Raw genomic sequence first — 15,632 nt, 5'->3', positions numbered from 1 at the left:
GTTAGATATTGAATCCGTCCGGCAGGACTACTCCTTTTTTTACAACAACAATGCCGTCTTTTACTGTATATTTCTCAAAATCTCCATCCGGAAGATGATCCCCGCCTTTGATATGTACGTTATTTCCGATACTGCAGTTCTTGTCTATAATCGCCCTGTCGATAACACAGTTTTCCCCTATGCCCATCTGCGGACGACCTTCGGTGTTGGCCTTGTCCAGTTCGTCAAGGGTCTGGTAGTAATCGCTCCCCATGATGTAGGTATTGGAGATGACCGACCCTTTGCCGATCCGGGTACGTATGCCCACCACACAGCGTTCAAGACGACTTGCCATAATAATACAACCATCAGCAATGATTGTTTTCTCAAGCGTTGCTGATATTTTAGCAGGCGGCAGCATCCGGGCGCGGGTGTAGATAGTCTGCGACTCATTAAAGAGGTTAAACTGCGGAATTTCGTCTGTCAGTCCGATATTGGCTTCCCAGAAGGAGGAGATATTACCGATGTCTGTCCAGTAGCCTTCGTACTGATAACTGAACACCCTGGCCTGGGCTTCAATTGCATCAGGGATCACCTGTTTACCAAAATCGGTCGCCTCCGGTTTTTTGTTCAGTATTTCGAACAACACTTCCCTGCTGAAGATATAGATACCCATACTGGCGAGGTACACCCGACCAGCCTGCTTCATATCATCGCTCACTTCAGAGGCCCATGGCGGCAGGGCTTCCTGCGATGGTTTCTCTGTAAAGGAAACAATAGCACCGGAAGCATCTGTTTTAAGTATCCCAAAATCAGAAGCATCCTTTGCGCTCACAGGGATGGTAGCGATAGAAATTTCAGCGCCCGTTTCAATATGGTGGTTAATCATCTCCTGGAAATCCATCTGGTAAAGCTGGTCGCCGGAGAGGATCAGTATGTATTTAAAATCGAAGTTCTCCACATGATGGAGGCATTGCCTTACGGCATCTGCAGTACCCTGATACCAGGTGGGGTTGTCAGGGGTTTGTTCTGCTGCCAGAATATCGACAAACCCTTTATCAAAGTTGCTGAAGTGATAAGTGTTTTTGATATGTTTATTGAGCGATGCAGAATTAAACTGGGTCAACACAAAAATGCGGTTCAGTTCCGCATTCAGGCAATTGGAGATAGGAATATCCACCAGTCTGTATTTACCGGCAATAGGCACTGCCGGTTTAGACCGGCGACGGGTAAGGGGATACAGGCGGGTACCTGCACCGCCTCCAAGAATAATGGATATTACATCTTTCGTCATAATGTGGATGTTGGTTTAGATTAGGAAATCGCTGTGCTTTATCTTCAGTGTTAACTTTTCATACTACTGTATACTTCCAGATAACGCTGTGCTGAACGGCCCCAGGAATTGTTGAGCCGCATGCCCCGCAGCCGTATTTCCTCCAGATGGCTGGTATCATTAAACAGCTCAATGGCCCGTTTTACGGAATAGCAGGCATCCCAAATGCCAGCCTGATTAAAACGGATACCAAAACCATCGGGATCACCAAAATCAGTTACAGTATCTTTCAGTCCGCCGGTACTACGCACCATCGGTACGGTACCATAACGAAGGGCATACAGCTGGTTCAATCCGCAAGGCTCTACCCGGGAAGGCATCAACAGAAAATCGCTGCCGGCATAGATAAGATGTGCCAGCGATTCATTGTACCCGATATGCAGGTTAAAGCCATAACTGACCTCGTGTCTTGTTTGTTGTAGTGACCATTCCACATGTGGATCTCCACTTCCCAATACGAGGAAGTTCACTTCTCCTGGTAATTCATGCAGGGAGCGGCTAATAATTTCAGGCAGCAGGTCAGCTCCTTTGTCTCCTACCAGCCGGCCGATGAAGGATACGAGTGGTAAGGAGGAATCAAGGCCGAAGCGTTCGCAGAGCGCTTTTTTATTTTCCAGTTTCCCTTCAGCAACTGTATCCATATCATAGTTGATCTGCACCATGGTATCGGTGGCAGGGTCCCACACTGTATTATCTATACCGTTGATAATGCCGACTGTTTTGGCCCGTTCATGGCTGATCAGCCATTCGAGCCCGTTAGCGTTATGATACAGTTCTTCCAGGTAGCCGGGAGATACTGTAGTAACACGCCATGCACATTTAATACCGGCAGCAAGGGGATTAATAGCCCCGCTCCAGTCCAGCAGTCCGGATTTCCATAAATCAAAAGAGGGTATCAGGTACAGCTTGTCCCATCCAAACTGGCCCTGGTATTGAGCATTGTGAATGGTTAGCACGGAAGGTATTTCCTTCATGCGTTCATACTTGTAACCATAACTCATGAGAAAAGGTATCAGTCCGGTATGGTGGTCGTGACAATGAATCACGTCCGGCTGATGGTTCCATTCATTGACCCAGTCGAGCACAGCGATCTGAAAGGCCAGAAAACGTTCCGTGTCGTTGGGATAACCGTAAACGTTCGGGGTATCGAGCAAGCCGGGGATGTCTACCAGATACAGATCAAAGCCCAGTTCGTTGCTTCGTTCCTTCAGCACATTGAAGTGGTACCAGTCGTGTCCAAGCCACATACCAGCCTGATGGACCACATCAAATTCGTGGGTGTCGTAATACTTGTTCCTGTAGGCCGGCACTACCACCTTGGCAATAGTCCCCAGTTCGTACTGGTATTTGGGTAACGCCCCTACCACATCACCGAGCCCTCCTACTTTGGCTACCGGGTAACATTCCGCGCTAACGTGTAATATCTCCATGCTAAATAATTGATAATCTATCTTAAGTTAACGTGGAAAAATAAGAAAACAAAGGGTTTCATCAGAATTTATTTTAGCTGGGTTCTTTTAGGGATCAGCCTTCTGTTTTAGTATCTTTGTAAGACCTCCTGTTATACCTGTACCCCATTATGTCATGTGTGCTACAGCCACCCTGGCTGCTAGTTTAAAACTATTCTTATGGACTTTGGCCGTGTTACTCCCGCCGAGCTGGAAGAACTGGATTTCAAACTGCCGGCAGAACCTCTTTTCAACAAAAAAATACTGAAAGGTAAACCTGTGAAGAAACCGCTTTCCTACCTGGGCTGCGCCAAATGGGGACGACGGGAATGGATTGGTAAGATATACCCCAAAGGAACTAAAGAAACACAATTCCTGCAGGAGTATGTACATCACTTTAACGGCATAGAGCTCAACGCCACCCATTACCAGATCTATGGCCCCTCCACTATCTCCAAATGGGACGCTGCCGCCAAAGGAATTGATTTTAAATTCTGTCCGAAGGTACCACAGGCAATCAGCCATTTCAGTAACCTGAGCCCTGCTATCGCAGGCCCTAAAACCACCGCCTTTCTGGAAGGGGTACTCGCCTTTGGTCAGCATCTGGGTCCTATCTTCCTCCAGCTGAGCGACCGATACGGTCCCGCCAAACGGAAAGCCCTATACGAATACCTGGCTTCCTTACCTACCGATCTTCAGTTTTTTCTGGAAGTCAGACACCCAGAGTGGTACGCAGATGAAGCTGTCAGGCTGGAACTGTTCGAAAAACTGCAGTCACTGAATATAGGCTCCATCATTACGGATACCGCCGGACGAAGGGACTGTGCGCATATGCATCTCACCATCCCTAAAATATTCATCCGTTTTGTAGGCAACAGTTTACATCCCACTGACTATACCCGTATCGATGACTGGGCCAACCGCATTAAATACTGGCTTGATAACGGACTGCAGGAGGTATATTTTTTCATGCATATGCATGATGAAGCACTGTCACCTGATCTCGCTGTTTACCTGGCAGACAGGCTGGAAGCGGTTTGCGGGCTTAAAGTAAAAAAGCCGCAATTTGTAAAGGAATAATGTTTTTTTTGACGAATACATTACAAGGGATAAAAAAGCCGGACTGAAATATTAATTTCGCCCTCTCTAAACCGGTTATACCATGATGCGCGAAAAGCTAGAGCTATTGGCCCAGGAACTGGAAGGCACGCTTTATACAGACAATACCATGCGAACCCTTTATGCCACTGATGCGTCGGCATACCGGGAAATGCCGCTGGCCGTGGCCATCCCTGAATCAACAGACGATTTAAAGAAACTGATCGCTTTTGCGCGTAATAATAAAACTTCGCTGATCCCACGTACTGCAGGGACTTCACTGGCAGGACAAGTAGTCGGCAACGGCATTGTCACAGACGTGTCACGTAGTTTTACCAAAATACTGGAATTAAATACTGCTGAAAACTGGGTACGGGTACAGCCCGGCGTCATCCGTGATGAACTCAACATGTACCTCAAACCACATGGTTTTTATTTCGGCCCGGAAACCTCCACTGCCAACCGCGCCATGATAGGCGGCATGGTAGGTAACAACTCCTGCGGCTCCAACAGCGTAGTATATGGCAGCACCCGTGAGCATCTGCTGGAAGTGAAAGCACTGCTCAGCAACGGCGAAGAAGTAACCTTCGGCAGCATCTCCCCGGACGATTTTCACAATAAATGTGAAGGGCCGGATACACTGGAAACCCATATCTACCGCCAGATACGCAGCACCCTGAGCAACCACCACAACCAGGAAGAAATACGACGGGAATTCCCTAAAAAGAGCATACCCCGCCGTAATACCGGTTATGCCGTAGATCTGCTGCTGGAAACAGCCCCCTTCACCGCCGGTACAGAAGACTTTAACTTCTGTAAACTGATAGCAGGCTCCGAAGGGACCCTCGCCTTTATCACAGAAATCAAACTACATATAGATCCCCTGCCTCCCAAAGAGGTAGGACTGCTGTGTATCCACTTCAACAATGTAGACGAGTCACTTCGTGCCAATATCCTGGTCATGGATTACAAACCCAGCGCCAGCGAACTGATTGACCACTACATCCTGGAGTGCACCAAAGACAATATTGAACAAAGTAAAAACCGCTTCTTCGTAAAGGGCGACCCCGGCGCCATTCTGGTAGTGGAATTCTGCCGCAACACCCGGGAAGAAGTACAGGAAATAGCCGGCCGCCTCGAGGCCACCCTACGTGCCGCCGGACTGGGATATCATTTCCCGCTACTCTTCGGAGAAGACACCAAAAAAATCTGGACACTCCGTAAAGCCGGACTGGGCCTGCTCAGTAACCTCCCCGGAGATGAGAAAGCCGTACCTGTTATCGAAGATACAGCCGTGGCAGTAGAAGACCTGCCTGACTTTATCAGGGACTTCAACATCATCCTGGAAAAATATAACCTGCATGCCGTACACTACGCCCATGCCGGCAGCGGTGAAATCCACCTCCGCCCCATCATCGACCTGAAAACAGAAACAGGTAACCAGCTTTTCAGAACGATCGCCGAAGAAATTGCTACCCTGGTGAAAAAATACCAGGGCTCCCTCAGCGGAGAACACGGCGACGGCCGCCTGCGTGGAGAATTCATCAAACAGATGGTGGGTGACAAAAACTATGAACTGCTGCGCCAGATCAAATATACCTGGGACCCGGAAAATATCTTCAATCCCAACAAAATCGTAGACACGCCGTCTATGAACAGTATGTTGCGGTACGAACCCGGACAAAAAACACCCGCTTTCAACACCATCTTCCATTTCCCGGAACAGACCATTCTCCAGCATGCAGAACAGTGTAACGGTTCCGGAGATTGCCGTAAGACATCCCTGAGCGGCGGCACCATGTGCCCCAGTTACATGGCCACCCGCAACGAGAAAGATACTACCCGCGCCAGAGCCAATATCCTGCGCGAGTTCCTCACTCATTCCCACAAGGAAAACCGCTTTGACCACCAGGAAATCTACGACGTACTGGATCTCTGTCTGGCTTGTAAAGGATGTAAATCGGAATGTCCGTCCAACGTAGACATGGCCAAGCTGAAAATGGAATTCCTGCAGCATTACTACGATGCTAACGGTGTACCCATGCGCGCCAAAATGATCGGCAACTTCTCCAAACTGTCTGCCCTGGCTGCCATCGCACCCGGTGTATATAATGGACTGATCAACAACAGCTTTACCGGCGGCCTTATCCGCAAACTCAGCGGCTTTGCCCCCAAACGCTCCCTGCCAGAACTGCACCATACCACTTTGCGCAAATGGTTCAACCAGACCTGGTCCAAAGAAAAGAAAGGTACCGGCAATCGCACCGTATACCTGTTCTGCGATGAGTTTACCAACTACAACGACACACCGATAGGTATCAAAGCAGTACAACTACTGCACCGTCTGGGTTATGAAGTAAAAATGATCGAGCATCCGGAAAGTGCCCGTGCATATATGTCCAAAGGACTGTTACGCAAAGCCCGGGAACTGGCAGAAGAAAATGTTCGTATATTCAGCGACGTTATCAACGAATCTACTCCCCTACTGGGCATAGAACCATCTGCCATCCTCAGTTTCCGTGATGAATACCCTGATCTTGTCCGCGAAAACCTGCGCCAGCAGGCACAGACCCTCGCCAAAAACTGCTTCCTCATAGATGAATTCATCGCCAGCGAAGCAGAAAAAGGACATATCACCGCAGCCCAGTTTACCCCCAGGGAACAACATATAAAACTACACGGCCACTGTCAGCAGAAAGCACTATCATCTGCACTGCATAGTAAAAAAATGTTGTCCATACCACAACATTTTACCGTAGAAGTAATTCCTTCCGGATGTTGCGGTATGGCCGGTTCGTTTGGCTATGAACAGGAACACTACGACCTCAGCATGCAAATCGGAGAAATGGTACTGTTTCCCGCCGTCCGCAATGCTACCACAGGCACGCTGATAGCAGCGCCCGGCACCAGCTGCCGCCATCAAGTAAAAGATGGAACTGGCGTAAAAGCCTTACATCCTCTTGAAATTCTTTTTGATAGCCTTGCTTAGGGTCCCAGGGCTAAAGCCCTGGGCTATATTTGTTGGGCGTAAAGACGGGGGATTGGGATAAATGGATTGGATTTAGGAAGGTTTTTTTATAAAAAATATCACTGTATTTGTAGGGAGGATTGGGGTAAATGGATGGGATTTAGGAAGGATTTTTATAAAAAATGCAGCTGTATTTGTAGGGTGTAAAGACGTTTAATGGGAACCTGGCGTAGATTTTTTTATAAAACCCACCGCAGTATCCCCAGACAAACATAGCCCAGGGCTTCAGCCCTGGGAAACGAATTATGCTCCCGGATTTCCCGTATAAAGTTTCGTTTCGTAGCTAAACACCACGATGCCGTTTTCCTTGTATTTTTCAAAGAGGTCTTCCAGTGCTCTGACCATAGGCTGATAGCTGGGATGGGTTTTATCTGGCATATAGGAGCTGGAGGACAATAACCCTTTCAATGCCGGAAAATCAAAGCGTTGGGCATTCACAATAGATTTTTCCCGGAAGGTGTCTGGCAGGAAGAAAGCTGCCAGCTGTGCCGCGTCTATACTACGGTGTTGCATATGCTGGTAATCATTACCGTATTGCCTGAGCAGCTGCTCATAGTCTTGTTCGAAGGGAGTGTTGATTGGCCGGAAATTCCACATGAGCACTGCGAATGCTCCCGGTTTGGTGATACGGTGAAACTCTTTGCGGGCGGATTCCCTGTCGAACCAGTGGAAGGCCTGGGCAGCCACTACCAGATCTATGGAGTGATCGGGCAGGGTGGTATGTTCGGCGGTACCGTTGACACTTTTAAAGCCTGGAAAGCGCTCTAGCTGTTTTTCTGCTGAAGCCCGCATTTCGTTATTAGGCTCTACGGCAAATACGGTATTGCCGTTGTCCAGAAAGGGTTGTGCCGAGATGCCCGTACCAGAGCCGATGTCGGCGATCACACTTTGCGGGGAAAGCCCGGTGGTAGCAGACAAATAAGGAATAATGGCTTCCGGATAATGTGGCCTGTACTTTTCATAGTCGGCTACCCTATTACTAAATCGTTCGGTATTTTTCATGGCAGCTAAAAGTAATACTATTCACCCAGACCTTTGGGTTTTCTGGCTTCATCGCCATGTGCTTCGAGTTCGGCCAGTTTCTTTTTACCATATGCCAGTTTGGTGATCAGCACATACAGTACCGGCACTGTAAATATCCCCAGCAAGGTGGCTGCCAGCATCCCTCCAATAACGGTGAAGCCTATATTAACACGGGAGGCCGCACCAGCCCCTTTAGCCAGACACAGAGGCACTACCCCGAGAATGAAGGCGAAGGATGTCATGAGAATAGGCCTGAAACGCAGTTTTACGGCTTCCAGCGTAGCGTCCATCAATGGCATTCCTCTGTCTACACGATCCTTACAAAACTCTACGATAAGGATGGCGTTTTTGGCTGCCAGCCCGATCAGCGTCACAAGACCGATCTGTGAATAAACGCTGTTGGCCTGTTTGGTGAGCGTGAGCGCTATGATAGAGCCAAACAGGGCCACCGGTACCGCCAGCAATACAGAGAAGGGTACCGACCAGCTTTCATACAATGCTGTCAGCAGCAGGAATACAAACAATATAGACAACATAAAAATAAGCACGCTGCTCTTTCCGGCTTTTATCTCCTGAAGGGATACGTTGGCCCACTCAAAGCCGAAGTTTTCCGGGAGGGTTTTGGCGGCCACTTCCTTGAGCGCATTGATAGCGTCGCCGCTACTGTAGCCTACCTGGGCATCTCCATCAATTTCTACAGAGCGATACAGGTTAAAGTGGTTGATTACCGGAGCTCCTGCCCCTTTTCGGGTGACCAGGAGTGCGCTCAGCGGTACCATCTGCCCAAGGTTGTTTCGTACATAGTAAGTAGCGAGGTTGTTGATATTAGTACGATATAATGAATCGGCCTGCAACACTACGCGGAAGCTGCGGCTAAACCGTGTAAAGTCATTCACATACAGACCTCCGAGGAATGTCTGCAATGCGCCAAACACATCACTGACAGCTACCCCCAGCTGTTTACACTTATCTCTGTCTACTTCCACATTAAACTGCGGGGTATTGGCACTGAAGAAAGCATAGGCCCTGGCTATCTCCGGACGCTGGTTGGCTGTCATCAGGAATTGTCCCATTACCTGCATAAACTGGCCTATATCCGGATTGCTTTTCTGTTCGAGCATGAAGGAGAAACCACCGGAGTTACCCAAACCACGGAGTGTGGGTGCGGGGATCAGGATGATAGTGGCACCAAGAATTCTGCTGGTGGCGCCCTGGAGGCGGCCTACCACAGTATTCATATCGTCGCCGTGAGGATAACGGACATCCCATGGTTTGAGGCTGACGAAGAAAGTGCCCGAGTTGGGTTTGGTTGCATTGGCCACGAAGTTGATCCCGGAGATCCCGAAAAAGTGGAGTACAGCACTGTCTCTCCGGAGGATATCACCGATTTCACTCACCACCTCCTTAGTCCGCTCCGTGGATGCCGCTTCAGGTAACTCCAACGCGATGAAGATAGCCCCCATGTCTTCCTGCGGCACAAAAGTGGTAGGCGTCTTCTTAAACAAATAAAAAGCCGCTACAAAAAGCAGCAACAATAGTATCAGGACCACCGGCGTAAAACGAATGGCACGCATCACCATATTGCCATAACGGTTAGTGAATCTGTTGAACCATTCATTAAATTTAAAAAAGAGTTTATTCAGCCCACGTGATTTTTTAGTGAGATGAGCAGGCTGCAGAAGAATAGCTGTCAGAGCCGGCGTAAGCGTAAGTGCCAGAAAAGCAGACAACAATACGGAGAAAGCAATCGTCAGTGCAAACTGCTGGTACAAGCGACCACTCACCCCAGGAATAAACGCCACCGGTACAAATACAGCTGCCAGAATCAGCGCAATGGCAATTACCGGCGCCTGTACCTCCGACATCGCTTTAAAAGTGGCTTCCCGCGGCGACATCAGGTCAACATCAATATGATGCTGCACCGCTTCCACTACCACAATAGCATCGTCCACCACGATACCAATGGCCAGTACAAAACCAAACAGGGTAAGGGTATTGATGGAAAATCCCAGCAGCTGGAAGAAGATAAAGGTGCCTATCAGTGATATGGGTATTACCAGGATGGGAATGATGGTAGCACGCCAGTTCTGCAGAAAGATAAACACCACCAGCACTACCAGTCCTAATGCTTCGAGGAAAGTATGGAATACTTCGTTGATGGATATTTTTACGAAAGAAGTGGTTTCAAAGGGGATAAGCCAGTTCACATCTTCGGGGAAGGCTTTGGCGAGTTCCTCCATTTTGGCTATTACGCGGTCATTTACATCCAGGGCATTGGCTCCAGGCGCCAGGTAGATGGCCAGACCACTACCTGTTTTGCCATCGGCTTTAGCATCGATAGCATAGGAGAAAGAGCCCAGATTGATCCTGGCCACGTCGCGGAGGCGTACCAGTCCGCCATTCGGATTTTTCGCAACGATGATATTGCCAAATTCTTCTGAGGTAGCCAGGCGTCCTTTCACGCTAACTGTATATTCAAAAGCCTGATTGCGGGACATGGGCTGTCCGCCGATACTACCCGCCGGCACCTGCTGGTTTTGTTCGGTGATAGCCTGGGCAATATCTCCGGCAGTGAGCCCAAGTGCAGCCATCTTATCGGGGTTGAGCCATATACGCATACTATAATCCTGGGAGAACACATTTACGTCGCCCACCCCTTCGATACGGGCCAGTTCCGGTTTCAGGTAGATGTTCATGTAGTTGTCCAGGAATTCATGGCTGTGTTTTTCATGCGGAGTGTTGAGCCCTATTACCATCAGCATGTCGTTGGAACGTTTTTTCACGGTAACGCCTACACGTCGTACTTCATCGGGAGTACTGGGTAAGGCGAGGCTAACCCTGTTTTGTACGTCGAGTGTAGCGATATCAGGGTTTGTACCGAGATTAAAGGTAACCGTAATGCTCATGGAGCCGTCGTTGGCACTTACAGACTGTATGTACATCGCGCCGGGCGTACCGTTGACCTGGTTTTCTATGGGCGTGGTCACGGTTTCTTCCACAGTGGTGGAGTTGGCACCTACATAGGTGGCTCTTACATCTGTCACAGGCGGGGCGATATCGGGCAACTGCGCAATGGGCAGGTTAAACATACAGATCAACCCCACAATCACCAGGATGATGGCTATGACTATCGTAGTATTCTTGCGCTCTATAAAGGTTTTTGAAATCATACTGTGATGGCGATTTAGGATTAATGTTTACCTCCTGCAGGAGCACCACCGGCACCGGCTACATTAACGGTATCTCCGGGCCTGACTTTCTGTTGCCCTTCTATAATCACCCTGTCTCCGGCATTAAGGCCTTCTTCCACGATGATCATGGTATCTGTAATGGGCCCGGGCTTGATAGATGCCGGTTTTACCACATTATCCTTTGTCAGGGTCATCACGGATGTTTCGGACAGGTTCTGGATAATGGCTTTGGTGGGGATGGCCACCTGTGTGCCAGGGGTGGTATATTGCATGACTACTACACAGCTCATACCTGATTTGAGTAGGCCATCTCTGTTCTGGAACACAAGCCTGACGCGGATGGTACCTGTTTGCGGGTCAACGATATTGTTGATTGTCTGTATTTTCCCCTGTTCTCCATAGCTTTCACCGCTGGTAAATTTCAGGAAGAACTTTTCATCTCCTTGTCCTTTCTGAATGCGCAGGAACTGGGGGATGCTGGCCTGTGGTACATCAAAATCAGCGAAGATGGGATGTTCGTTGACGAGGGTATTGATCTGTGTCTGGCCGGCATTGACGATATCGCCTACTTTGATCAGGACGATACCGATGGAGCCGTTGGCCGGGGCGCGGATCACCGAGTGGTTAACATCTGTACCGGCTTTAGCGACAGCAGCCTTAGCAGCGGCTACATTGGCTTTGGCGGTGAGCACAGCAGTATAGGCCTGGTCTACCGTTTGCCGGGAGATGGCGTCATGTTCGAGTAGTGTTTTATATCTTTCGTAGTCTCTTTGTTTCTGTGCGAGATCGGCTTCCGCCTGTTGCTGGCTGGCGGCCACCTGGCCATAGGCAGCAACATAACGGCTTTTGTCGATATCATACAGTGGCTGGCCTTTTTTCACCATACTTCCATCTTTCACTTTTATGCCGGAGAGAAAACCAGTCACATCAGAGCGGATTGCCACCACATCGTGCGCCACCAGTGTGCCGGGAAACTGTGAACTCACCGTATAGGAAGTCGGCACGACGTCCTGTACCATTACAGTAGCTTTCATCTTGCCCATCATGGCCGCCTGCTGATTTTTCTTACCGCCGCCGCAGGACGTGCCCAGGAGCGCGATCATGAATATTATCCAATTTGATTTCAGGTACATATGGAGAAAAAATTACCAGGTTATCATGATTGTTGAATATGATGATTGTCGGTCATCTGTCTATTTAATCCTTCCCATTGCTTTGTCCAGGTCCGTTTTGCTGATCAGTGTGTTCAGCATGGCGTTGATATAATCTGTCCGGGCCTGGGTGAGCTCACTTTCGGCTGAAATCACGTCCAGGCTGGTAGCTACCCCTTGTTCAAACTTCAGTACGATTCTGTCGTAAATGCCCTGTGTGAGTGCCATGTTGGTTTTCTGTGTCACAAACGTGGCTTTATTGTTCTCGTAGGCAGTATTGGCGTTCTGCACTTCCAGTTTGATCTGCTGGGAGAGGAAATCCAGGTCATTACGGGATTTCTGCAGGGTGATGCCGAGTTCCTTGATCTGGTGCAGTCTTTCTGTTCCTGTAAAAATGGGCCATGTTAAGTTGATGCCTAAAGCGGAAGCGCCGAAATTACGTTTATACAGGTCTGGGAGATAGGTGGAGAAATAGTTGAAACCATAGTTGACGTAAAAGTTGAGCTGTGGCAGATAAGCCAGCTTTTTACTTTTCAGGTTCAATTCGTCAAGGGCTATCTGGGTGGTTTGTATACCATATTCGATGCGGTCTTCCACTTTATAATTGAGGGTATCTGAGGAGAATGATTCTACGTTGAGATCCTGTACGGTTTCGCGTAGTTCGAGGCCACTTTCCTGGGGCATGCCCATCTGGAATTTGAGTAACTGTATCGAATATACGAGCAACCGGATCTGGTTTTCTATCTGGGTAACGCTGTTGTTGTAGGACACTGCGATGCGGTCTACGTCTACCCTTTCGGCTACACCTGCGTCGTAGCGGGCTTTGGTATCGGAAAAGGTTTTACGGAGTTGTTCGAGATTGGCCCTGGAGAGGCGGATATTTTCCTGATTGGTAAGCACAGCGTAGTAGGCTTTGGTGATGGCCACCCTGGTATCTATTTCGGTGCGGACATATGTTTTGACTGACAGTCCGCGATACACACGGGAGGCTTTGAGGCCGATAAAATAATCGCTCCGGAAAAGGACCTGGTCCAGCTCTCCGGTGATGGAGGAGGATAAACGGGTACCAAATTGTACCGGTATTTTTTTATTATAGTTGCCATTGGCAATATCAGGAATAAGCGATGTCGGCAACTTCAGGTTGTCCGTAAAGTTGCCAGTGATATTACCATGTGGAAATAGTTTGGCGGTAGCTTCCTTTACCTGTTCCTGGGAGAAAATGGTGTCCAGATTGGCATTTACAACGTCGTGATGATGCGTAATCCCGTACTGTATGCACTCTGCCAGGTTAAAGGCATAATTCCCCCTGGTTGTATCCATTTGCCCGTAAGTGGCATGTATTCCTGACAAAAAAAGCGTAGCCATCAGTAAAAGGGTACAACGCATACTTATAACATTGAAAGTATATGATGATTGATAAATGCTTAACAACAGAAAAAAGAAAAGGTTGTCCACAAATGATGGATGGTAACCGGCAGGAAAGCAGCAGATAACGGGTTCGTCAGACCAGCACAGGAATACAGCAAAAGTCTGATTTCAGAATATACGAAAACGTGATTTCAAAATGGTGGCGGGGTTGCTTTATTCAGCTTTTCGTATATTGCTGAAAAGCTATACGTTTTTATTATGTCTATGTCAGTTATTAAGGAAGCTAAACCGGCCCACCGTGAGTTTGAGCTGGACCGGGCGGTGTTGTTCAGCGATGCCGTGTTTGCTATTGCCATTACCCTCTTAATCATCGAAATCAAACTGCCGCATATGCCTGAAAAGGCGCCTGTTGCGGATTATATACAGCTGTTGAACCCTTTTCTGATGGAGTTTTTCACTTTTGCGATGAGTTTTCTGTTCATTGGCACATTCTGGAAATGGCATCTGCAGCTATGTCGTTTTTTACAGCATTATGATGATGGGCTGATCCACCGCAATCTTTTTTTCCTGTTTTTTATTGTCACCTTTCCATTTTCCACGGCGTCGATAATGCATATAGGCAGCCATTTTATGTTACCGCTGTACATATACCTGTTTAATCTGGCCGGTTGTCTGGCGGGGCTTTTCTGGATCAGCTATTATATTTTTCAGCGCAAGCCCGGACTGGCGGTGGCAGGGCTGCATATGGAGAAGGAACTGCTTTATCAGCGGTTGAAATATAGTTTTCTGACGATGAGCACCGGGTTTACCATCATCACCATGGCATACTTCATCTTCCCGGAAAACACCTCTGTACAGAAAATCAGTTTCTTCGTGATCCCAGGCCTGATCTTCTTCAACCATTTCAGGCTCAAGATAAAAAAACGTAATACGCTTCGCCTGGTGCATATCGGGGACAAATCGAGTTCATCATGATGGAAGTAGACAAAAGAGACGGGCAATTTCTGCAGCGGGTCATCCGTAAGTGGCAGCAGGACAAACTGATCAGTGATGCACAGGCAGAAGATCTGCAGCAGAGTTATTCCATCCGCAGCAACGACTGGCAAACCATTACGCTGTACATCTTCATAGCAGCCATTTCCTGTGCTTTGATGGCATTTGGCTCATTGGTACTGGATGAGAAGTGGATAGAAATTATCCGGAAGAAGTTTTCCCTGACAGATGGTGTGATCGCCTTTTTATTTGGTGCGCTGACCGTTTTTCTTTGTTACCAGGGCTGGCGCCGTAACCGGCATCATGCATCCTTTTCCTTTAACCGTGAACTTTTCTGGTTGTTGCCTATACTGAGTACAGGCGTTACCGTGGTATACCTGGGCAAAAGTGTGGGCTATCTTGGCGGCAACTATGGCGTTTTCTGGCTGCTGGCTACGGCCGTATATGCGATAGTCGCACTGACGCTGCATTCCCGGCTGTTATGGATTGCCACGTTGCTATGTTTGATACCGGCTTATGTAAAACTGACTTATTACCTCACCAGCAATGGTCCTTATTTTCTGGGGATGAACCTGCCCTGCCGGATGGCTTTGCTGGCGCTGTTGCTGATAGCAGCCGGATGGGTGATGAAACACCGGGCTGTTTTTCTTCCGGCCAAAGAGATTACATGGGCTGGTGGCTGGTTACTGTTTATGCTTTCCGGCTGGCTGATTTCCATTTTCGGCAACTGTGGTACCTGGCAGGAATGGCAGGCATTACGACAGGTACATCTGTTGTGGTGGGTCGTTGTTTTCAGTGCACAGTGTGTCCTTACCCTCTTGCTGGGCATCCGTATCAAGGATGATCTGCTGCGGGATATGGGAGTGATATTCCTGTTGCTGGATCTTTACACCCGTTATTTCGAATATCTGTGGGACCGTACCAACAAAGGGCTTTTTTTCTCTATTCTGGCACTCTCTTTTTGGTGGCTGGGCAAGCAGATAGAGAAATACCTGGAGAAACGCAGATCATCGTGACAAG

The 15,632-nt window shown here is 48.5% G+C and carries 10 protein-coding genes; 4 read left to right on the top strand and 6 right to left on the bottom strand.

The window, feature by feature from the left end; genetic code table 11:
* Position 1: 1 nt before the first annotated feature.
* Both DF182_RS24640 and DF182_RS24635 read right to left on the bottom strand, forming a co-directional pair.
* Positions 2-1,273 carry a glucose-1-phosphate adenylyltransferase gene (locus DF182_RS24640; protein ID WP_113618435.1) on the bottom strand — a complete coding sequence of 424 codons (1,272 nt, stop codon included), beginning with the start codon at positions 1,271-1,273 and terminating at the stop codon, positions 2-4.
* A gap of 50 nt (positions 1,274-1,323) precedes the next feature.
* The gene (locus tag DF182_RS24635; RefSeq protein WP_113618434.1) at positions 1,324-2,742 is read right to left on the bottom strand and encodes a glycogen synthase; all 1,419 of its coding nucleotides are present in this window, start codon (positions 2,740-2,742) and stop codon (positions 1,324-1,326) included.
* 198 nt (positions 2,743-2,940) lie between these two features.
* Between DF182_RS24635 and DF182_RS24630 the strand changes: the two genes are divergently transcribed.
* Both DF182_RS24630 and DF182_RS24625 read left to right on the top strand, forming a co-directional pair.
* On the top strand, positions 2,941-3,840 hold the full coding sequence (locus DF182_RS24630; protein ID WP_113618433.1) for a DUF72 domain-containing protein: 900 nt from the start codon (positions 2,941-2,943) through the stop codon (positions 3,838-3,840).
* Positions 3,841-3,922: 82 nt separating this feature from the next.
* Entirely contained in the window at positions 3,923-6,847 is a 2,925-nt protein-coding gene (locus DF182_RS24625) for an FAD-binding and (Fe-S)-binding domain-containing protein (protein ID WP_245957539.1), read from the top strand.
* A 282-nt stretch (positions 6,848-7,129) separates the two neighbouring features.
* Here the strand turns inward: DF182_RS24625 and DF182_RS24620 are convergent, their stop codons facing one another.
* From DF182_RS24620 to DF182_RS24605, 4 genes are all read right to left on the bottom strand, one after another.
* Positions 7,130-7,888, bottom strand: coding sequence for a class I SAM-dependent methyltransferase (locus DF182_RS24620; RefSeq protein ID WP_113618432.1), 759 nt, complete (start codon positions 7,886-7,888; stop codon positions 7,130-7,132).
* A 17-nt stretch (positions 7,889-7,905) separates the two neighbouring features.
* The gene (locus DF182_RS24615) at positions 7,906-11,079 is read right to left on the bottom strand and encodes an efflux RND transporter permease subunit (protein WP_113618431.1); all 3,174 of its coding nucleotides are present in this window, start codon (positions 11,077-11,079) and stop codon (positions 7,906-7,908) included.
* Positions 11,080-11,099: 20 nt separating this feature from the next.
* The gene (locus tag DF182_RS24610; protein ID WP_161964251.1) at positions 11,100-12,203 is read right to left on the bottom strand and encodes an efflux RND transporter periplasmic adaptor subunit; all 1,104 of its coding nucleotides are present in this window, start codon (positions 12,201-12,203) and stop codon (positions 11,100-11,102) included.
* Positions 12,204-12,293: 90 nt separating this feature from the next.
* A complete protein-coding gene (locus tag DF182_RS24605) occupies positions 12,294-13,571 on the bottom strand; it encodes a TolC family protein (protein WP_161964250.1) in 1,278 nt (425 codons plus the stop codon).
* Positions 13,572-13,883: 312 nt separating this feature from the next.
* Here DF182_RS24605 and DF182_RS24600 point away from each other — a divergent pair, with 312 nt between their 5' ends.
* Together DF182_RS24600 and DF182_RS24595 are read left to right on the top strand one after the other, a co-directional pair.
* A complete protein-coding gene (locus DF182_RS24600; RefSeq protein WP_161964249.1) occupies positions 13,884-14,594 on the top strand; it encodes a TMEM175 family protein in 711 nt (236 codons plus the stop codon).
* A complete protein-coding gene (locus DF182_RS24595) occupies positions 14,591-15,628 on the top strand; it encodes a hypothetical protein (protein WP_113618427.1) in 1,038 nt (345 codons plus the stop codon). The genes DF182_RS24600 and DF182_RS24595 overlap by 4 nt, the downstream gene beginning before the upstream one ends.
* Positions 15,629-15,632: the final 4 nt, after the last annotated feature.

The sequence above is a fragment of the Chitinophaga flava genome, from assembly GCF_003308995.1.
Lineage (GTDB): Bacteria > Bacteroidota > Bacteroidia > Chitinophagales > Chitinophagaceae > Chitinophaga > Chitinophaga flava.
Note: the sequence above shows the minus strand (reverse complement) of the source record. Positions and strands in the feature narration are given on the sequence as shown.